The sequence below is a fragment of the Microbulbifer sp. CNSA002 genome (genome assembly GCF_047324085.1).
Classification (GTDB): domain Bacteria; phylum Pseudomonadota; class Gammaproteobacteria; order Pseudomonadales; family Cellvibrionaceae; genus Microbulbifer.
This window is the reverse complement of sequence record NZ_CP172449.1, coordinates 4470133-4490078: the sequence shown is the minus strand read 5'-3', so window position 1 is coordinate 4490078 and position 19946 is coordinate 4470133. Positions and strand designations below refer to the sequence as shown.

Genomic DNA, 19946 nt, shown 5'->3' with positions numbered 1-19946 from the left:
CTGACTCTATTCCTTACTGCTGATTTCTTTTGCCCTTTGGCTGAAGCGTAGTCTTGGACATGGGATTAATAGTATATAAATTTTATAGCGTCAGGTTTAAAAGGAATTAATAAGGTAGATTGGTAAACTTAATTACTGGTTCTTTTATTTAAAGGAATTATGGTTTTGGGGTAGGGCGACGTGGATATTTTTATATTTTGAAGAAGTTCGTGCCAAAAAATTTGGATTGTAAATCTAAACCAGTGTTGGAGAAATAAGATACACAGAACGGGATAAATAAGGCTCTCCGGACAGAGAGCCCTGAAGGCAATTAATTGCAGAGTGTCTGTAAGGTAAGAAAAGGGCTCTGCCCGCTCTCTTTGGAGCTTAAATCCAGACCGTTAATGCCCCGTTCCGATGCGATGACCAGGCCGTTATTATTATCGTTTAACCAGCTGTCGACGATTCCTGAGGCTCCCAGGTCAATGAGATGCCGGCCGGTAGAGGAGGGGATAAAACTGCCCACCTGGAGTCCGAGAATAGAACTACCCCCGACAGAATCCCAAGTGGCCGACTCTTCCCGCCAACTTTGTGTTGCCATGTAAATGCCGTAGCTATTGCTGGAGGTATTGGTTACATTCAACTCGAGTGTCGCATCAATATACTGGCGACAGCTTAAATCTGATAAGTCAAAGCGAATGAGGCTATAGAGAGTTCCATAGGTTAGATCACTGCCGTCGGCGAGGAGTCCATCGCTATCAGCATCGAAATTATCATCCTCTTTTCTAGATGAAATAAACACATCGTCTGAAGCAACTTGAGATACCTCTTCACTAATAGAATCGCTGCAATCGGCGGTTACCCTGAGGGCTGGGGCAATACCGGTTTCTTGTGAAGAGATATCTACCCCATCACTGCCACTCAGTGAGGCAATGACCAAGCCAGTATTTTCATTGTTCAGCCAACTATCCAGAAGACTTGATGAACTCAAGTTCACCACTTGGGTTCCAGTAGACGACGGGGTAAAGCTGGCGGCCAACTGTGAAAGCACCGTTGATCCACCGACAGAATCCCAGGTGGCTGATTCCTCACTCCAGTTGGATTCAGCCAAGTAAATACCATAACTATTGCTGGACCGGTTGGTGATATTAAATTCGATCTCAACTGAATTTATCGTCGAGCAGTGAGATAAATTGGAGAGATCAAATTTAATCAGTGAATAAAGCGTTCCATAGGTGCTATCACTGCCATCTGCGAGAAGGCCATCTGAGTCATTGTCAAAATTGCTGGAAGAGTAGCGCGATGAAATAAATGTGTCATCAGTCACTGGTAGTGAGAGTTCGCCATTACCACTGTCGTCCTCAAGCATAACGCTCCTGCCAACGTTATTTTGTGCGAGAACCATAGCTTCACCAATTCGGTTGGCGCTCCACCAATTGATATTTTCCGGTAATACAAGAGGATTATTGGCTCGATCTTCTCGCGTCAGGGTACTTGCGCTGTTATCGAACTGTGCTGTGCGTACAGTGAGTTGGTCAAAGCTGACCTGGATAACTTTGAACTGCTGGATGCTGGCCATATCTATGGTCCAAAACTTGGCATCATTTGCTGAGCGAGCTGGTGCTCCCCAGCTTCCCTCACCAACGTAAACGGTACCGCCGGTTTCGTTGGTTGAAAAATCGCTATTACCGGGGGCAACGACTTCGGTGACTTTGGTGAGATGGGTATCTGATTCGACCACCATATTCATGGCGTAGTCATAAAAGGGTTGTGCCCACCAATTAAATAATGTGGGGTTGTCAGATTTACCGCTGTAGTGGGGGAACATGGGCTTGTGGTACTGGGCAAAGCGCCAGTGACTGTAGGCGCCAATCCCAGCTAAATCACTCTCAAGCCAATTGTTCATGGCGGTAGCATAAGATGACCAGCCGCTTTCCTGAAACTGGCTGTTTAGTGTGTAGACACGCAATAGGGGGGAAATTTGTACTGCGCCGTAGGTATCACTGGGGCTACAACTACCATCCGCATTGAAGTCCACACCAAAGACCTGGCAGGTGGTTGAATAGTTGTCATCCTCATGATTTCCATGGGTAGGTATTAGAGGGTAAATACGTTGATAGCTATAGCCATCAATTTCGTCGTTGGAGTAGGTCAGCGTCCAGTCTTGTAAAAAGTCATCCATTTCCGATGCACTGTTGGCGTTGGTAAAATCACCGCCATGCATAACGGCCAGCGGGCGAATTTTGGCTAGTAAAGCATTGCCCTCGCGCCGTGTTGTATGCCCCGTGCGGGTATCTCCCCCAGCGACTATGACGAAGGGAGATTCCTCCGCAGGAGCCGTTTTAAACCAGAACCGGTCGCCACAGCCGTCCTGATCACACACACGATAGTAAACTGCAGAATCCGGTGTTAGGTTTTCCAATCTGACAAAGTAGCTATCTAAGCTGCCATCGAAGGTAGATGTTGAATCAACCCCTTGACTGCTCCAGCTAGTTTCATTGGTTGAATAGCCAAAATTAATGTAAGGATTACTCGTGTGGCCGTCTGGCGAAAAACCGATAACGGCACTGGTGGATGCATCACCATCCCAGGCCAATCTGTGGTGTTTAGTTGCTGAACTGGCATCAATTGCCAAACATAGAGTCGAGATAGCAAAAGCAGTGCTTAAGAACCGTCTCATCGGGGGTTTCCTGTAAGTAGTGGTTATTATTTTCAGGCGCAGCAGCTATAGAGATTAGTCGCAAAAAAAATTGTGCGGCGCGCCGGAATTATTGTGGATCTTTATTACAGGCCGTTGAATGATTGGAGACTAAACGAACGAAAGCGGCGTTTCGGTAGGGAATTGTGACGGTTTTTGCATTCATAAAATTAATTGCGCCAGCACCTGTTCCCAGGTATTGGTAGATGCCATATAAAGGCCTGTCAAAATTACGGGTCCAGTAATCTCCCCTTTGAGTTTTCGGGAAAAATTCAGTCGCAATTAGAGGTCTGCCAGATTTACTCTCCTGCAGGATAATGGATCGTAACTCTGTAATATCGGGGAGTCTCCAGTTTTGCGTTGCACACAATTTCTGTTGATTGGTATTGCGAATCAGATCCTCGGTATCACACCGCTCTTCTTCAAAATAACAATCTCCATTATTTTCTATACCTTCTTCATATTGATACCACGAGTAGGTCCACCTTCCATCGTGAATTCCTTCGTCGTCGGTTTTTACTTCCCAAAGAAGCCCTGTATCGGTGTCGCAGATACAGGACCAGGGACCTGCCCAAGCCCCGATAGGCTCCCCATTTTTATCAATTTTAACTAAGTGGTATTCCCTTGGCAGAGGTTGTGATGGTTGGTGCAGTATGGCTGCACAGACCGTGATTGCAGGAAAAATGAATACCCAAAATATGCGCACAAACATTATTGATCTGCCAACTTGATTTTGACGGGGAGGGCGTGGCGAGTGTGGGCGATTTGCGAGTGATCAAAGGCCGAAACCCAGAGGCAAATACCATCTTTTATTGCTACATCTAACGCTGACCCAGTATTTAATTTTCGTACCATCTCCATAGACCATTGGCCTTCCTGCCAAACAGCATAGGCCCTGACATCGGCACGATCTCCCTCAAAGCGATTTGAGGTATAGAGGACTGAAGGCATAATCGTATTGATAGGATAATTGTCATCTTCAGCCGTGTATGGCTGGTAATCAAACCAGGAAATAGACCAATCTCTCTTTGTATCCTCGTTTTGATATGGAGTCAGGCTGGAGGGACTTTTGGGTAGTCGTTTTGGTGTAACGTTTTTTGAGGAGTACCACTTCCAGTTCATTAAGTATGCCCCGGACTCTTTGCCATCCTGGAGATATCCTGCGGTATAGCGGCGTGCTCCTGGCCTTACAATATCAGGCTTGCCAATATAATTGTCATCTGCCAGGTGCATTTTATTGGTTCTTACTGCTTTCCAGTGCCAGAGATCGTGTATTTCATCGGATGAGCTGTAGTGGTAGCCCTTGCCATGCCAATTTGCGGGCAACTGTGCTGATGGTTTGCGGCCCAGGTGAGAAGTTCCCGAAGCACCGAAATCACAGGAATTGGAAAGCAGGATGGCAAACTTATCTTCATAGTGACGGGTTTCATTAAAATTTTGAAAACCTTGCTGCTGTATTTCCCAGCCAGAATCTACTTTTTTCAGTGGTAGGTGTTTCAGGCTTTCAGTGGGATCTTCCCAAGTGATATGAAAAAATATTTCCTGTTGGTTATGCAAGGCTCTCAAGTTGACGGTTGAGCTACCATCAATAAAGTTAGCACCTCCGTCAGTATGGATTTTAAGTGATATGGCTGAGGACCATGCGGATTCTTGGGGTATTCCATCTATGTTTATAAAGGTTTCCGGACTTATTTTCTCAACTGTAAGATCGTGGTAACTGTTATTTGTAACAATAACCCAAAGTAATAAAGTGACACAGCCGACAGATAAGTAGGTAAAAATTGAAGTTCGATAGCCCGATCGAGTATTGGGAAGTAAGTAACTCAAAGTCTTCAGGCCATAGGTTGTTAGATAAACGCCAGCGTGAAGAAATATATAAAGTAAGATCGCAAAAGCACTATAAAAGTGTGCCTGACGAAAGATAGAAGGATTGCCGGAACCAATAAATAAAATCCAGCCACTTAAGATCATGAGTGTTAAAAAAAATGAGCCAATGCGTGTTACTACTCTATGGTAGCTAATTGATGTTTTATTAGGTTCACTGGATGAGTTTGTATTTTTTAATTTAATTGTTACTTTATAGAATAAGTAACAGAGAAGGATGGCTGAAGTAACAATTGCGACAAAGAAGTGAATATCATGAATCTGTCCCTGGGGTAAAAGTTCTTCGATATTTCCAATACTTGGCTTAGTCAAGGTGGAGATACGGAGCCCCGTTAGCAGACTACATAAAACTGCAACAATGGCCACGCTGTGCAGAATTATCCAAAGAGTACTCTTCGGTTGTTTGGCCATGGGAGTATTCCAAAAGGGATCAGGCTAGTAAAAAAGTGTGGCATTTATATTAATTAAAATAGACTACATTCTGCTGATGGAGTCATGGCGCCTAAAAAGGAAGAACGCACTGCGCTGTAGAAGCGCATAAAGAATGAATACCGATCCCGAGCTTACCGAGATATAATCACAGTGAATCTCGGTTGCAGAGTCTCCGTTCCGCCTGACCCAATAGTGTACTACTCAGTATTTTGACCTGTTCAGAACAAATAGCGGGATAACTTATTCTTGTTGGTATTCCGCATTATGTAACTACTCATGCAGCTGACACTTATTCAGGCTTTCATTTTTCTCCAAATCTTCCGATATGGCCATAAGTTTCGGGTGGTCACTTCTCCAGTCAAAATCTTCATGGCGAAAATCAAGATAGGATAGTGCTGAGCACAAGTTAATATGTGGCAAGCTAAGACTGGCGGGTAATCGATCCAGGTACTTTTCCAGGTAGTCTAGAGATCTCTCAATAGCACTGAAGTAGCGCTGCCACCAAAAATCAGACCTAAGTTCTTCCCGTGCGCGCAGCTTTTCCATTTGCAGATGCACTGCTGCGTCCATTAATCCAGAGCTGACACTGTGAAAAGTATACAGATCCCAATTGTTGTCCAGTGGCGCAGATAAGTGACCATCCCCTAAGCTTTTATCAAGAAATGCACAGATGACTTCGCTGTCAATGATCGAGGAGCCATTATCCAGGATTAGGCAGGGGACTTTTCCCAAGGGGTTGCTGGAAATAAGTTCGTCGTCATTGTGAAAGGGGTGAGAGAAATGCTCTGTTACCACAGAGTGCAGACGCTGTTCTTGCACAACAATGCGCGCCTTGCGCGCAAAGGGGGAGGAAAAGGTCAGGTACAGTTGCATAGGCCAAGCTCTTTTTAGCTGCGTGCCCTTTCAGCAACTGCAGTGACCGCCAGTGCTGCTACGAGCAACTGTTAACGCGTACTTTAGTGATGGGTAATCACTGAAGTAATGCGGTTATAGAGGTGCTGTTTCAAGTAGGCTCTCTGTTTTTTGAGGCTGGAATAGTGATCGTCGTCGGTGCCAATACCACTATCCTGAAGGCCTCTTATTTGTTTATCCAGTTTGCTGTAGATGTCGTTTTCGAGTTTGAATTGAATATCGTCTTCGATGAGCTGCTTGATTGTGTCTGCATATTCTGGGAAATCCACCGAGAGCTCGTGTGAAGCAATGGGCATAAGGGACCTCCACAATCGATATTAGTTAATGAAGTGTAGGTTCAGTCTTGCCAGTCACAAAAGTGCAATTCTAGCGCTGCTTCCCTTAATCAACATAGTTATAAAGTGAAGTTAATATAAGTTTGTATATAGCCATTTGATATATATAAAAGTTGAAGCTATTTTATTAGCAAATATTTTTTACCCTCTTTTTTTTGATTATTGGTAATTGTTAGTCAGGTGAGGCTTAAGCAGAGGGCTGGGAGGAAGTGACGGGCACAAAAAAGCCCGACAATTACTTGTCGGGCTTTTTTGTTGCGGTTCTGCTACTGGGCTTAGGCCGAAGCCTCCAGTGGGGCAAAGCGCAATTGGCGCCTCTGCAAAAGCTCACCGAGGTAGAGCTTTAAGTAGGCTGCAGCGGCCCGTTTCCCCTCTGCTGCGGAGTCTTCTGTTATTTTTCCAAAGCGGGAATAAGACTGGGAGCAGAAGGAGTCGTTAATGTTGATGGCACACATAAACCGGTCTCGCCAATCCTGAGAGGGTGGTAACTCAAACTCCCGAGACAGGTTTTTGATCAGAGTATCTGCCAGGCGCCAATTGTTTTCCATTTGTAGTTGGCGTAATGCCCAACTGGACTGAGGTCCAAAATGTACTTTTAGTGCCGCGAGATTCTCTTCATAGTAGCCGCGCACAAGGTCGCACAGCTGATTCAGCATATCCTGCCAGCTTTCTGACGGAGAAAAATCCGAATGGCCCAATACTACGTCACCGAAAGACTTATAGTGACGCTCGGCCAGGGCGGTTAAGCTGGCATCTACACTTGGGAAGAAATGATAAACAGACGCTGCTGGAACACCTGCAACCTGACTAAGGTTTGCGAGGCTAATATCCGTAGAGTCTTGTTCAGTAATTAATACTTCAAGGGCGTCAAGAAGCTTTTCATACTTCTCCCGACCATTTTTGCGTTGTGGTTTGCGCGGACTGGCGGTGTCGCGCCGGCTGATTGCTCGTCGATCGATTTGGTTCAAACTACCTCCCCCTTTAGACAAGCGGTACTGGCCATGGGCTAGCATACGCTTTACTTCCATGTAAAAAATTGTCTTTTGGAATTGATTATTATAATCGTACCAAATTCGGGCGAGCAAGAAGAACTTGTTTGATTTGTGGGGTAGTTCCACCTTAATTAATTAAATTCGGCTAGCAGGTATTTCTGCCAGCCGAATGGAAATGCAGCTAGTGATAATGTAGCTCTGTCGCCTTTCCTCGGAAGACGTAATAAGAGAAAACGGTATAGGCGAGGATGACGGGAACTACTATTACCGCACCCACAAGAATAAATTTTAATGAGGCGGTGGCACTGGCTGCCTGCCAAATATTTAGTTGGCCGGGAACAATATCAGGGAAAAAGCTGAAGGCCAGGCCGATAAAGCACATCAGGAAAATAACGACGACCGTGAAAAAAGGAACCGCTTTATGTCTATCTGCAGGCTTAGGCATTCTCGCCAGCAGAACATCATTGGAGACAAAGGCGATAAAGCACAGGGTGGGGACGAGTAGTACAAACATAACCAGAGGGTAGGTAAACCATCGGTCGAATACGGTTGGGTTTACCAGTGGATTGATGGCCGATACTGCAATCACCCCAAGCAGGGTGGCCCGCCCTGCGTAACGGGTCCACGTAGTCGCTCGTTTTTGCAGCTCCGACTCGGTTTTAAGAACCAGCCAGGCGCCGCCAATATAGGCATATGCGGCGGTAACTCCCAGAGCGCTGAGCGCTGAAAAAAGCTGTGCAGACCAGTCGGGCTTAAAGCCAATCACGTACTGCCCCAGCATGTACCCCTGCGCAAGGCTGGTAATAATAGACCCCGCTTTAAAGGTTCGATCCCAGGTTAGCTTTTTGTCGATGGCAGCCTTGGCACGAAAGTCGAATGCCACTCCTCGCATGATTAGCCCGACTAGCATAATCGCAGCTGGTATATATAGATGCATTAACACCAGGTTGTGTGCGATTGGGAATGCAATCAGGAGCAAACCGATTGCCAGCACCAGCCAGGTTTCGTTGGCATCCCAAAAGGGGCCAATGGATGCGATCATGGTATCCCGCTGCGATTCCTCCTCTTCTCCCATGGGGAGCAAAATGCCCACACCAAGATCGTAGCCATCCAGAATTGCGTAGACTATTACCGCCAGGCCCATAAGGGCGACAAAGGCGACAGGCAGCCAATAGGCCGCTGCAGAAGCGCTACCGGTCATTTGCCTTCTCCCTTGTCATTTTTCTCGGTATCTTTTGGGCGGTTGGTTAAGCTAGTGCCGGCGAATAGTTCCTGAGTTTCAAACTCCTCGACTTTTACAGACTTCAGGGCCATCACTTTCAGGGTTCTTATGTACGCATAGAGCAATATCACGTAGACAACCAGATAAAGGGTTAGGGAAAAACCGACATGAGAAGGTGGTACTGGAGTAACAGCGTCGGCGGTTTTCAGTACTCCTGTTACGAGCCAGGGTTGGCGTCCAATTTCTGTGACATACCAACCGGCCAAAGTGGCTATCCAGCCGGAGAATGTCATCGCGACCAGGGTTTTAAGCATCCAGCGAGGCAGCTCACCTTTACGCAATAGGTAGACCCCTCCCCAAGCGGTTAGCAGCATCAATATTCCTATGCCGACCATAATGCGGAAGGCGAAAAATACGGGGGCTACCGGTGGGTGATTATCGGGGAATTCATTTATTCCCTTGATCTCACCATCCCACTCATGGGTAAGGATAAGGCTGGCCATCTTGGGAATGCCGATCGCCAAATGGTTGGTCTTTTCTTCTCCGTCGGGTATCGCAAATAACAGCAGGGGCGCACCGCGCTCTGTTTCCCAGACTCCCTCCATTGCGGCGACTTTTTGCGGTTGGTGCTCAAAAGTGTTGAGTCCGTGTAAGTCACCCACATAGATTTGAATCGGAATAAAGATGGCAGCGAGAATCAGTCCTGTTTTAAGGGCGAGCCGGGGCGCGCGTTTGGGGTCTCCTTTAAGAATCCGATAAGCGGAAATCCCCGCAACAAAGAAAGATGCCGTCAAACCCGAAGCCAGCAGCATATGTGTAAGTCGGTAGGGGAAAGAGGCGTTAAAGATAATTTCCGTCCAGCTTGCCGGGTAGGCGACCCCATCCCGTAAATCGAATCCGGCAGGTGTTTGCATCCAGGAGTTGAGAGCAATAATCCAAAAAGCGGATAGAGTGGTTCCTGTTGCCACAATAAAGGCAGATAAAGTATGTATTTTGCTTGGCACCTTATTAATGCCAAACAACATAATGCCGAGAAAGGTTGCTTCGAGAAAGAATGCAGTAAGTACTTCGTATCCGAGAAGCGGGCCGGCGATATTGCCGACCTGGGCCATAAAGCCGGGCCAGTTTGTTCCGAACTGGAATGACATGGTGATGCCACTCACTACGCCGAGAGCAAATGTTAGGGCAAAGACTTTTACCCAAAAACGATATGCGCGCATCCAGACCGGATTATTAGTTTGGTCGTAGCGTAATTTAAAAAAGAAAACGATCCACGCGAGTGCGATGGTGATGGTTGGAAATAGAATATGAAAGCTGATATTTGCGGCAAACTGTATCCTGGAAAGGATCAGGGTATCTAGCATGAGAGCCTCTGCTGGTCTGAGATCTTTGAACCAGTGAGCCGATTAGCACCTCCTGTGCTAATCGGCACTGCAAGAAAATATAGAGGCAGGTGTGTGTTCCCGCGTATACAATCCTGCAGGAGCCGACTTTGGATCGGCAGCGGCACGGCCTTGTGCCGTTTTTAATCCAGCACTATGGGCTGCTGGATTAAAAATATGCCGGGGCTTTTAGCCATGGATTTGGCCCTATGGGTTTCTCCCCGGAATAAGTGCTTCAGATGAAGGTGTTATTTCGCTTTGAGTGCAGCGGTATATTCCTCGTACTAGCGTTTTTTTCGCTAGTTTGAGGTGTTCTGTCCACCTGTCATCTTACTTTTGAGTTCCAGTAGCTTGACGATACCGGAGCCTAGCTTCATCAATTTAAGCAGGTCCTGGTGTTCTAGCTTGCTGAGTGTGTTGGCAAATTCTTCGAGTAGCTCCAGCAAGCTGTAAACTTCCTGGATTTTTTCTTGTGCTTGGGCATCCAGCTCATCTTGGGGCTCATTGAGCAGCAGCTGGCGAAGCAGACTTAATGTAGGGTCGAGCTCTCGCTTGCGGCGCTCCTCGAAGACAGTGCGAGCGAGGTCCCAGATTGACCCAGCTGCAGTGAAATAATCTTTGCGATCGCCCGGTTGATGGTGCAGCTCAACCAAGCGCCAGGCCTGTAGCTCTTTGAGCCCCATACTGACATTGCCACGACTGATCTTCAGTGCCTGGGCCAATTGCTCGGCATTGAGTGGCGCGGGATGAATGGTGAGTAGGGCAAACATTTGTCCCACCGTGCGATTGAATCCCCAGCGACTACCCATTTCACCAAAGTGCAGTACGAATGCCTGGGCTTGACTCGATAGTTTCATTTAATTCTTAAGTTTCAGAAATTTCTGAAAATTGTAAATATAAATTGATCTATGTCAATCACCAATTTAGAAAATAATGTGAGGCCAGCGAGAGGGCCTCTGATTCTGATCTGGGGAGAGGCTGGTTATATGCTCAAGCTACTTTTGGCTCTTTGGTACCAGTTGTCGGGCACGATAAAGCCTCTGCAGGCTTCGCCATTTTTATCGACGGCGGCGATGCACAGTGGGTGGGTAAAGCTTTCGGGAAGCAGCGCCTCTAGCAATTGATCGGCAGTCATGCCGGTGGTGCTGCTCTGAGGCGCCAGCCAGGCTTGCTTGGGGAGCGCCAGCCACTCGAGAGCACTGCGGTTTGCCTGGCTCAGGGAGAATGACCGAAACTCAGATAACGATACCCACCAAAGATCATGACTGGAGGGCCGGCGAAATGTATCCAGCGGTTTGAATAGTCTCCCGGGCATTAGCGCCCACTGGCGATCTATCTCTAGGCCGTGCTTTTTCAGCATTGATTGAACTGCCGGCATTTCAATCAGTGGTAGTTGATGATCTGCCATTCTTGCCAGTTTGATATCCAGTCGGTCCTTGATTCCAGGCCCTACCCAATGGATATCGGTAACCTGGAGATAAAATTTTACGGCAATTTCCCAGTGTTCACACTGGTTGCTGGGCAGGTGTTGCACGACGAAGTCGAGTTCCCCCAGTGTCTTGCCGCCGGACCTTAGAGGGAGGTTTTGGTAGAGCAGCTGGTAGTCGGGATGTTTGTCAAAGGCAAATGACCAGAGCCTTTCAAAGTAAGTGCCCAAGCGGTTATTGGGTTTGTTGAGGCTGAGTTCGTGCAGGTAATTATCCAACTCAGGGGAAAGTGCATCTTTTACTTTTGGGCAGGAGAAGTATTCCAATAAGGACGTTCGTCGCGTGGGGAGAAGCCAGGGGAGTTGATTAGCTGCACTAAAAGCTGTAACGGAGTCCTCGCTAGTGGGAGTATCCGAACTTCCCACGGACCACATTAAGTTGTCCCAATTATCTACCTGTCCGCTTTTCAGGGAGGAAATCATGGCCTTCTGTATCGTTTCCTGAGTCATTAAACTTCTGTATATTGCTAAAATACAAGACAGATTGGTGAAATCATCTATGATTGCTTTACCATCTGAACTAAAAATAATAATTACACTTATAAGAATCGATCCGAGCACCAAGAAAATCAGCGAATTACCGATGTCGAAATAAGTCCCCTGGCAGTGGAGTTTCTGCCTTGATTTCGTTATCCATCTCCAGTGCCAGCTTTAATCTGGGAGTTGATTTTGCTCGGGTATTTTTCTTACAGTGACTGATACTGGAGAAAATCATGGAATCAGGTCCCCTTATTTCGATCGGCTTGCCTATCTCGCTGTTTATCATCATGGTGGGAATAGGGATGACCCTAACTGCCAGGGATTTCCATCAGGTAACGGTAAAGCCTATTGGCCTTATTATCGGAACTTTTACCCAAATTCTCCTGATGCCAGCTATAGCAATTGGCCTCTGCTGGGGCTTAAATCTACCACCGGCCATTGCTGTTGGCCTAGTCATTATTGCCGCCTGTCCGGGAGGCACAACATCGAACCTGTTTACCTTGATGGCTCGCGGCAATGTGGCGCTTTCTATTGTATTAACAGTTTCTGCCAGCCTGATTACTATTGCCAGTTTACCGCTTTTCGCAAATTATGCGCTTCGAACTTATTTCGGAGCTGACCAGACTGTAACTCTGCCATTCGCCAGTACAGTGGTGATGTTATCCAGTATTGTCCTCTTGCCTGTTGTGATAGGGATGCTATTTCGTGCTTGGAGACCGCACCTGGCTCGCCGCGCAGAGGGAATAGTCAGTATTTTTGGCGGGGTTGTATTGCTTGCACTGGTAGCAGGCCTTATCTGGGGAATTCGCGATCGCCTTGCAGACTTGATGGTTCAAGCTGGACCCTCGGTCATTCTATTGAATCTCTGTGGTGTGCTATTGGGGCTTCTTATCAGCCGGGTTGTTGGCCTGCCAAAGCGGGAAGGGGTTGCGGTTGCAACGGAACTCGGTATTAAGAACAGTACCATCGGAATGATGGTAACCCTCACGCTCTTACACTCGAGTGAGATGTCCGTGCCCTCAGCAGTTTACGGTGTATTGATGTTCCCATCTGGCGTTCTTTTGGCGTTATATGGTCGCCGTGGTGCAACGAAAAAACTGGCCTCAGAGACGGAAGGAGCAGGTGAAGTAGGGTAGTAAATGTTGCATTTACCGAAAACTAGACCATACCTTTACTATTGAGGGTGTGGTCGATCTTGGAAAAGTGAGCTCGCCTATACCAATTTCTGTTACTGCACTATGAATTTCAATAATTCTAATGTGCGGCCACGGATTACTGAATGTCCTTTTTAGGTATATGTCTAAAGCCAGGCATTGAGTTGTCTCAACCCCAGATTGTAAAGTCAATATGTTCAAGGGTTTTACGGCGAAGCGCAGCAAGAAAAATACAATCAACAACAACCTAAAATTAGATGCTCTGGTCTGGAAGAGAATATTGGAGCAGTCGACCCTCAGTGGTAATGATTCTGGGGTAGGTAATGCGGCTAAACACAGTATTGTTGTTTCTCTGACTAGTTATGGAAAGCGAATCCATGATATCCATTTATGTATCGAGAGTTTATTTCAGCAGTCGCTAAAGGCGGATTTAATTGTACTTTGGCTATCGACCAAAGAATTTCCAGATTATATGTTGCCCAACATTTTAATGAGGCAGGTGGATCGTGGGTTGAGAATTGAATTTGTTGATGAAGATCTAGGACCTTACACAAAGTATTATTACGCGCTTCAAAAATTTCCTGATAGCCTGATAGTCACGGTGGATGACGATATCCTCTACCCGATGGATGCCATCGATATGCTGTATCAGTCATATTTAAAGTTTCCGTCACATATTTTCTGTCATCGAGCTCACAGGATAGGTGTTGATAAAAAAGGTAATGTATTACCTTACAATAAATGGAGGACAACGCGGGAAACTTGGAAGTGCAGTATGAATATCAAACCTTCTTATCGCGTTTTTCCTACTGGAGTTGGGGGTGTTTTATATTATCCCGGCTCTTTACATCCCGATGTTCTGAATAAAGATAAGTTTTTGGAGTTATGTCCTAATGCGGATGATATCTGGCTTAAAGCCATGAGCATGAGGCAAGGAGTCCGTTGCGCAAGAGTGCCAGATGTTCGTTTCTGGAGGGATAGGTTTTTAACAATCCCTGGGTGTCAGGCTAGCGGCTTGAAGAAACAGAATTTAAAGGGAAAGTGTGGTAACGATAAGAAAATACGCAGAGTATTCTCTGAATATAATTTATCTCAGTTACTGTTAGAGTGAATAGGCGCTGCTTAATCTAGAGTTAATGTAGCTGTCGCACTCTAAGGTTGATATTTTGCTTTCAGTTTAATCTCAAATTGCTACCACTTATAACGAAACCCTAATTCCAAGCCTCCGGAAAAACTATTCCCCAGGTTTTCCAAACTGCTGCTGTAATAAATTTCTGAATAGATAGAACAGTGATCACCGCACTCATCGTAGCTCGCGCCCAAGCGCAATTCACCGTACCAGGTATCAGGTTTTTGACTAAGTCGGGTTTCCGATACGAGTAAATTAGTCCTCTGGTCGATATTGTAAATAAGGCTTGGAGTTGCGAACAGAGAGAACCTTTCCAAGGGAATTGAGCCATACATATTGCGACTACTCTTACGTTGGCTCTTGCGCTTTTCAAAGATGGTTCCCAAGCGTAAGAGGAAGCCATTGTTATTGATATCTGTAGCTTGTACTGCATAGATATCCTGCAAGTTATTGGCTTCCTCCGAGGTGTAAATCAATTGCGCATGGGGTGTCCAGGAATAGTAATCATGCAGTTTAAAACTCTTGCCGCCCTCGATAGACAAGGCGTAACCAAATGCTTCATCGCTATTATTGAGTTCGCGCAGTGATTTGGCATCCATTTCAAAGTCAAACCAATTTAGCTTAAGTTGACTATCAATAAAAATGCCATCCAATCCATACCAGGTGACAAATGCGCTGACGCCGTAGTTACTCGCATCGATTGAGCCATCACCAAAAAATGAACTCACATCGTTATTTGAATCGCCGTAGTGCAAAGCGGCGCTGCCAATAAGTTGGCTTCCAAATACGGAGACTTGTATTGGTAAATCAAAGCCCACTTGTACTTGATAGTAAGTCTGTTTCCAGTTTGCACGGGTACTGGACTCATTGGGGTCAAGGGTAATATGCCGGGCAGAGTTCCTGATCCAAAGTCCACGATTATCAATTGCCTGCTCTTGGGCATCGCTATACTCGCTACTGGCCAAGTCCAAATAGCTTGTACCTACCCAATAGCGATTGCCCAGGCGGCTGCGCAGTGAAGAGGGAATATTGAGTGTTCTGAGAATTTGCGGGAGGGCTTCGTAGAGTACTGCAGTAGGTTGCCAGCGGATCATTCCGCCTTCAGGAAATACTGAAGAGTTATCCACAGTTGAACGCAAATACCAGCTGCCATCATCACTTCCTCCTGCGCCGTTCTGGTGCAATGTGTAAGCATAGGCTCCACCTATCACTGCCTGCTGATCATCTTTACTGACAAAGTCCCCTGCCAGGGTGAATTGTGCATTTGATTCGCCTTTAACGGAAACCACCTTAATGCCATTGCCTTTTGTCCTCTTTCCTTTACCTGAGCGGTTAAAGACAGAGATAGTGGTAGTGCCAGAGCTGTCTCCTTCTACAATTAGTTGATCGCTCTGTGAGAAATCATCTTCAAGGATGGCGTCTACCCATAGGCGCCCATTGTCAGAGCGGTACTGCCCATAGTTTCCATTATCGTCTTTGGCTATGGTGAGGGTGTTGAACCTATTGTTGGATAGATCAATGGTTCCACTATTGGATACATCTCCTGAAATTACATAACTGTCGCTATCAAAAAATGCCTGTCCACCCCAGCGAATATCCAGGCCGAGGGAATTTCCTTCCGAATCGAGACCTCCTCCGACAGCTAAACTCCCAGTGAATGTCATTTTGGAGCTACCCCAGATAACGACTCTTTCCCAATTGTTTAGAAGAGTCCCATCAACAGAGTAATCCAATTTAAATATTAAATTGTCGACTTCACCATCATTTGCACTGAGATCATCACCACCATCCAGTATGACGTCTCCATCGAAAGAGTGTGAATCTATCAGTAGGGTGTCTGATCCGGAGCCGCCTCGAATTTCGTTACTGATGCCCTCATCCCAATAGATATAGTCATCGCCGTTTCCGCCATCCAGGTAGTTAAAAATGAACCCTCCATCCAAGGTGATGGTATCGTTTCCTTCTCCTCCCCAGACGTGAAAGGACAGCCCATCGAGTAGAATCAGGGTGTCATCTCCATCGCCTCCATGAATGCCTCCTCCCCCGAGATAATTCCCTACATCACTGGATCGCTCATCGAGAGTTATCGTATCGTTGCCAGCGCCACCGTCGGCAAATAAGGTAACAATCCCTCCCGTGATAGTAATTTCGTCATCTCCCTCTCCCGCAAGTACATTTTCCGCCGTTCCACCGTTAAGAATGATGGTATCGTTGCCGGCATAAGTTTCTATGTCCGCACCATCGGGGTCATTGTCTTCGTCACAGGTGATTTCATCTGCGGCAGTGGTACCACTATTGCCGGGGGTACATTGTGCTAGAGAGTGGCGGCTAAAAATAAGCAGTGCAGAAACCGTCATAATGAGTAGGAATATTTTTACGAATCCTACAGGAGAAAGCTGGAAACCAGTTTTTTGGGGAGACACAGTTATTCCTTTATATTGTGCCAGATAGTTGTAATACCGATTAAGTTTTTAGCGGCGAAGTTATAGTTGGGGACAACGCAGCTCGAGTGTGACTTAACTTCAAATTTTAAGAGTATTCACTGTCGCCCAACTGTATGAAATTGCTCCGGTAACTAGAATTTAACGCCTACCCCGAAATTTATGATCCAGGGGTTGTAGTCAAAATGGGCATAGAGGCGATCCCTGCCCAATTCAGTAGGGAAGTCGATAGTGGCATCGGTGTCTGCCAGGTAATAAATCGCGGATGCGTTAAGTAGTAGAGGATATCTCCAGTCGCGGAAATCAAAGATATAATCCAGGCCGGCTTGCAGCCCCCAATCCCACGAGTGCCCCATATTAAATGATCCCGGTGCGACCGAGAGCTCTGAATCTATCAGGTATTCGTTAAACTGGCGGCTGATTTCAACGGTGTGGAAATTGGTGTAATTGATTCCTGCACCGATATAAGGGCGAGCGCGATAGGATGGATCTAAGAAGTACCAGTTGCCGAAAACCATTGTCGTTGTAGTGCTAAAGTCGCCGAGCTGGATTTGGTTTCGCCCAGGGTTGCCGGTGAAATTATCCAGTTTTGTACCATAGCTGGCGCCATTAATATGCATTAATTCTATGCCCCAGCGATCGCTGGGCCGCCACACTCCCGATATTTGCCATGCATGGGTCGAGTCGATTTGCCAACTGCTGTTGTATAAATCCCATTGCTGTAAAACTCTGTATTTAAGCGCGGTGCCCTCATCGTTTGGCTGGACATAAGTCAGGCCAAAACGAACAATAAATTCACCCCATTCGATATCACGCCAATCATCCTGGGCATGGGTCGATAGTGCTGAGAGAGTGAAAAGTAGAGTAATAATTCCTTTATTAATTCCTTTTGAGGTCATCTCGATATCCATCTCTGAAAATCCGGACACAGGCAAAACAGCTTATCTGCCATAGGTGGCTGTGATTGATAATTATTGGCAGTACATGGGCCAAGTACCCCAAAAAGTAGCAGGACTGAAAAAGACCGTAGGGAATTTTTCAAAATTTGAGGCCTAAATTATCTAGCCAGGTTTACAGGGAGAAGGGAATTTATAAGAAGAGAAAGAATAATGCGCTTGGTGCCTTTGGGGGTATAAGTGTCTATTCGGGTTTACAGGGAAATTTCCACTGCGTGTCTTGGGTACAGTGTATTCTTTCCCTCTTTTCCAATGATAAGGCTGGGCTATGGAAGATTACCCAGGGGCACTTTTTCCAGATTGCGGGCGTACTCCAGGAACTTCTGTGCTGCTGGTGATAGTGGGCGTGATTTGCGTCGAGCTAAATACCAGTGGGTGACAATAGGAAGCTCTTCGACATCGAGAATTGACAAGCCTGCACGCCCGCCAAATGCCAGGGTATGCTCCGACAATATAGAGACCCCCAGACCGGACATAACCGCGTGCTTAATGGCTTCATTGCTCTCAATGGTCATACGGAGCTTGAGGTCTACATTACGTTTGCGCAGGAACTGTTCAATGGCATGGCGTGTACCGGAGCCCTCTTCCCGATGTAGGAACTGACATCCTGCAAATTCTTGCAGGGAGATTTTCTTGCGGGAGGCCAGTGGGTGGTTCTCAGGCGCTATAGCCAGTAATCGGTTGGGTAGAAACTCCACCAGCTCCAGGTCCTGGCTCTTTGGAGGGTGGCTGAAAACGTAGAAGTCATCTTCATCCTCACCAGTGTAATCAATGATCTGTTGGCGGTTGCCCACCCTGAAGTGGATATCCAGTCGCGGATGCTGCTGATAAAACTCCCCGATCAGGTGGGGGATAAAGTATTTGGCGGTGGTCACTACTGCCAGTTGTAGGCTGCCGGTATCCAACCCTCGCAATTGGGCCAGTTTCAGGTCCAGATACTCGTAACTCTTCAGGATTTCCCGGGCACTTTCTACCAGGGTTTGCCCGGCCTCCGTAAATTGCAGTTGCCTGCCCACCGAGTAATACAGAGGTAAACCCACCGCATCGGAGAGTTTGGCCAGTTGCATCGATACGCTCGGCTGGGTTAGGTGCAGTTTTCTGGCTGCGGCGCTGATATTGCCCAACTCATAGACGCAGAGCAGGATCTCCAGTTGTCGAACGGTTCCAATGCGGGCATGGGCACGAGTTAGGGGCACAAAATCACCTATATAGGTTTTGGTTTATAGTTTACATAATAAATATCTATTTTTATCTATCAATAGCAATTCCGATAATGCGTCAATTTCAATAACCAGTGGGGGCATTATCAATGCAGAGATCACAACTCTTCTTTGGCGTGGTTGTCGGCTTGTTAGTTTTATGCGCAGGCTTGTCAGTAAATCTTGCCGGTATAAACGGGGTTCCCTTGATGGCTGTAGGCCTAGTAGTGGTTCTGGCCAATGCTGCTTACTGGCTGATGGCGCAGCAAACCCCGAAACGCATACGTATCTCTAATAATCGCTCCAGACAGCGCCGGGGACAGCGATAGAGATGCAGTTGGATATTGTTGTTGGTTTCTTTCTGCTGGGCGCCTTTGCCCAGCTGGTTCGCAGTGACCTGCGTTTACCCAAAGGTCTTTACCAGAGCTGCGTTATCTTCCTGCTAATCGCCATCGGCCTGAAAGGTGGTGCTGCTTTAAGTGCGTATTCCGCTGCCACCCTGGTTCCCCAGTCCCTGGCGGTGGTGGCTTTTGGTGCCCTGTTACCCCTGGTGGCTTTCCCTATCTTGCGCTGGATTGGCAAGTGGTCACGTGTGGATGCGGCGGCAACGGCGGCGCACTATGGGTCTGTCAGTGTTGCCACCTACGCGGTGGCTGTAGCCCTGCTACAGTCACAGAATATTGAATACGAAGCGTATTTCCCTCTGTTTGTAGCGCTTCTTGAAGTCCCGGCAATCATTGTCGGCATGTTGTTGGCGCGGCAATCGATGGGCAATTCGAGCAAGCGCCGGGTGTTTCACGAGGTCACCTGCAACCAGGGAGTACTGTTGCTCCTGGGGGGAATCGTTATCGGAGCCTGGGCTGGAGAGCGCACCGCTTCAGTAATGCCTTTGTTTGGGACCCTGTTTCATGGCATATTGGCGCTCTTTCTGCTGGAAATGGGGCGTGTCGCTGCGGCGCGGTTGGCCGATGTTAGAGGGCAGGGTGCTTTCCTGCTCAGCTTCGGCATTTTTATGCCGCTGATTGGCGGTGCCGCTGGCGGTATCTTGGGGAGTTTGTTGGGTTTGTCGCCTGGTGGTATCTTTCTGCTCGCGGTGCTCGGTAGCAGTGCCTCTTATATCGCTGTGCCTGCGGCTATGTCCGTTGCCCTGCCGCAGGCCAATGCTAGTGTGTCCATCACTTTGTCCCTGGCAGTTACCTTTCCTTTCAATGTGCTGGTGGCGATTCCCGTCTATCTGGCGCTCGTTCAATATTGGAGTTAATCGC

18 protein-coding genes are annotated in these 19946 nt (G+C 47.1%); 4 read left to right on the top strand and 14 right to left on the bottom strand.

Annotation, left to right across the window (positions count from 1 at the left end):
* Positions 1-310: 310 nt before the first annotated feature.
* The 11 genes from ACG1BZ_RS19925 to ACG1BZ_RS19875 all read right to left on the bottom strand — a co-directional run bounded on the left by ACG1BZ_RS19925 (position 311) and on the right by ACG1BZ_RS19875 (position 12037).
* The gene (locus tag ACG1BZ_RS19925; RefSeq protein ID WP_413663337.1) at positions 311-2659 is read right to left on the bottom strand and encodes a DNRLRE domain-containing protein; all 2349 of its coding nucleotides are present in this window, start codon (positions 2657-2659) and stop codon (positions 311-313) included.
* A gap of 88 nt (positions 2660-2747) precedes the next feature.
* Positions 2748-3389, bottom strand: coding sequence for a DUF1566 domain-containing protein (locus ACG1BZ_RS19920; RefSeq protein ID WP_413663336.1), 642 nt, complete (start codon positions 3387-3389; stop codon positions 2748-2750).
* Entirely contained in the window at positions 3389-4927 is a 1539-nt protein-coding gene (locus tag ACG1BZ_RS19915; RefSeq protein ID WP_413663335.1) for an ethylbenzene dehydrogenase-related protein, read from the bottom strand. Before ACG1BZ_RS19915 ends, ACG1BZ_RS19920 begins: the two co-directional genes overlap by 1 nt.
* A gap of 336 nt (positions 4928-5263) precedes the next feature.
* On the bottom strand, positions 5264-5866 hold the full coding sequence (locus ACG1BZ_RS19910; protein WP_413663334.1) for a glutathione S-transferase N-terminal domain-containing protein: 603 nt from the start codon (positions 5864-5866) through the stop codon (positions 5264-5266).
* An 83-nt stretch (positions 5867-5949) separates the two neighbouring features.
* Positions 5950-6201, bottom strand: coding sequence for a YdcH family protein (locus ACG1BZ_RS19905; RefSeq protein WP_282931240.1), 252 nt, complete (start codon positions 6199-6201; stop codon positions 5950-5952).
* A gap of 314 nt (positions 6202-6515) precedes the next feature.
* Positions 6516-7208 carry a TetR/AcrR family transcriptional regulator gene (locus ACG1BZ_RS19900; RefSeq protein ID WP_413663333.1) on the bottom strand — a complete coding sequence of 231 codons (693 nt, stop codon included), beginning with the start codon at positions 7206-7208 and terminating at the stop codon, positions 6516-6518.
* Positions 7209-7413: 205 nt separating this feature from the next.
* Complete coding sequence (gene cydB / locus ACG1BZ_RS19895; protein WP_413663332.1) at positions 7414-8433, bottom strand: cytochrome d ubiquinol oxidase subunit II; 1020 nt, start codon at positions 8431-8433, stop codon at positions 7414-7416.
* Positions 8430-9818, bottom strand: a complete 1389-nt coding sequence (locus tag ACG1BZ_RS19890) for a cytochrome ubiquinol oxidase subunit I (protein ID WP_413663331.1) — start codon at positions 9816-9818, stop codon at positions 8430-8432. Before ACG1BZ_RS19890 ends, cydB begins: the two co-directional genes overlap by 4 nt.
* A 317-nt stretch (positions 9819-10135) precedes the next feature.
* The gene (locus tag ACG1BZ_RS19885; protein ID WP_413663330.1) at positions 10136-10693 is read right to left on the bottom strand and encodes a GbsR/MarR family transcriptional regulator; all 558 of its coding nucleotides are present in this window, start codon (positions 10691-10693) and stop codon (positions 10136-10138) included.
* A 125-nt stretch (positions 10694-10818) separates the two neighbouring features.
* Positions 10819-11772 (bottom strand): DUF1853 family protein, encoded by a 954-nt coding sequence (locus tag ACG1BZ_RS19880; protein WP_413663329.1) that lies wholly within the window; start codon positions 11770-11772, stop codon positions 10819-10821.
* 127 nt (positions 11773-11899) lie between these two features.
* Complete coding sequence (locus ACG1BZ_RS19875; RefSeq protein ID WP_413663328.1) at positions 11900-12037, bottom strand: hypothetical protein; 138 nt, start codon at positions 12035-12037, stop codon at positions 11900-11902.
* Here ACG1BZ_RS19875 and ACG1BZ_RS19870 point away from each other — a divergent pair.
* Both ACG1BZ_RS19870 and ACG1BZ_RS19865 read left to right on the top strand, forming a co-directional pair.
* Complete coding sequence (locus ACG1BZ_RS19870) at positions 12036-12938, top strand: bile acid:sodium symporter family protein (RefSeq protein ID WP_413663327.1); 903 nt, start codon at positions 12036-12038, stop codon at positions 12936-12938. The genes ACG1BZ_RS19875 and ACG1BZ_RS19870 overlap by 2 nt on opposite strands.
* 211 nt (positions 12939-13149) lie before the next feature.
* A complete protein-coding gene (locus ACG1BZ_RS19865) occupies positions 13150-14067 on the top strand; it encodes a glycosyltransferase family 2 protein (protein WP_413663326.1) in 918 nt (305 codons plus the stop codon).
* A gap of 80 nt (positions 14068-14147) precedes the next feature.
* Here the strand turns inward: ACG1BZ_RS19865 and ACG1BZ_RS19860 are convergent, their stop codons facing one another.
* The 3 genes from ACG1BZ_RS19860 to ACG1BZ_RS19850 form a co-directional block, all read right to left on the bottom strand.
* Positions 14148-16508, bottom strand: a complete 2361-nt coding sequence (locus ACG1BZ_RS19860; RefSeq protein ID WP_413663325.1) for an autotransporter outer membrane beta-barrel domain-containing protein — start codon at positions 16506-16508, stop codon at positions 14148-14150.
* Positions 16509-16660: 152 nt separating this feature from the next.
* Positions 16661-17455, bottom strand: coding sequence for an OmpW/AlkL family protein (locus tag ACG1BZ_RS19855; protein WP_413663324.1), 795 nt, complete (start codon positions 17453-17455; stop codon positions 16661-16663).
* A gap of 293 nt (positions 17456-17748) precedes the next feature.
* Positions 17749-18678, bottom strand: a complete 930-nt coding sequence (locus ACG1BZ_RS19850; protein WP_413663323.1) for a LysR family transcriptional regulator — start codon at positions 18676-18678, stop codon at positions 17749-17751.
* Positions 18679-18791: 113 nt separating this feature from the next.
* Between ACG1BZ_RS19850 and ACG1BZ_RS19845 the strand changes: the two genes are divergently transcribed.
* The gene (locus ACG1BZ_RS19845; RefSeq protein WP_413663322.1) at positions 18792-19010 is read left to right on the top strand and encodes a hypothetical protein; all 219 of its coding nucleotides are present in this window, start codon (positions 18792-18794) and stop codon (positions 19008-19010) included.
* A 2-nt stretch (positions 19011-19012) separates the two neighbouring features.
* Positions 19013-19942: a sodium-dependent bicarbonate transport family permease gene (locus ACG1BZ_RS19840; protein ID WP_413663321.1), complete on the top strand. Its 930-nt coding sequence runs from the start codon at positions 19013-19015 to the stop codon at positions 19940-19942.
* The last annotated feature ends 4 nt before the right edge of the window (positions 19943-19946 follow it).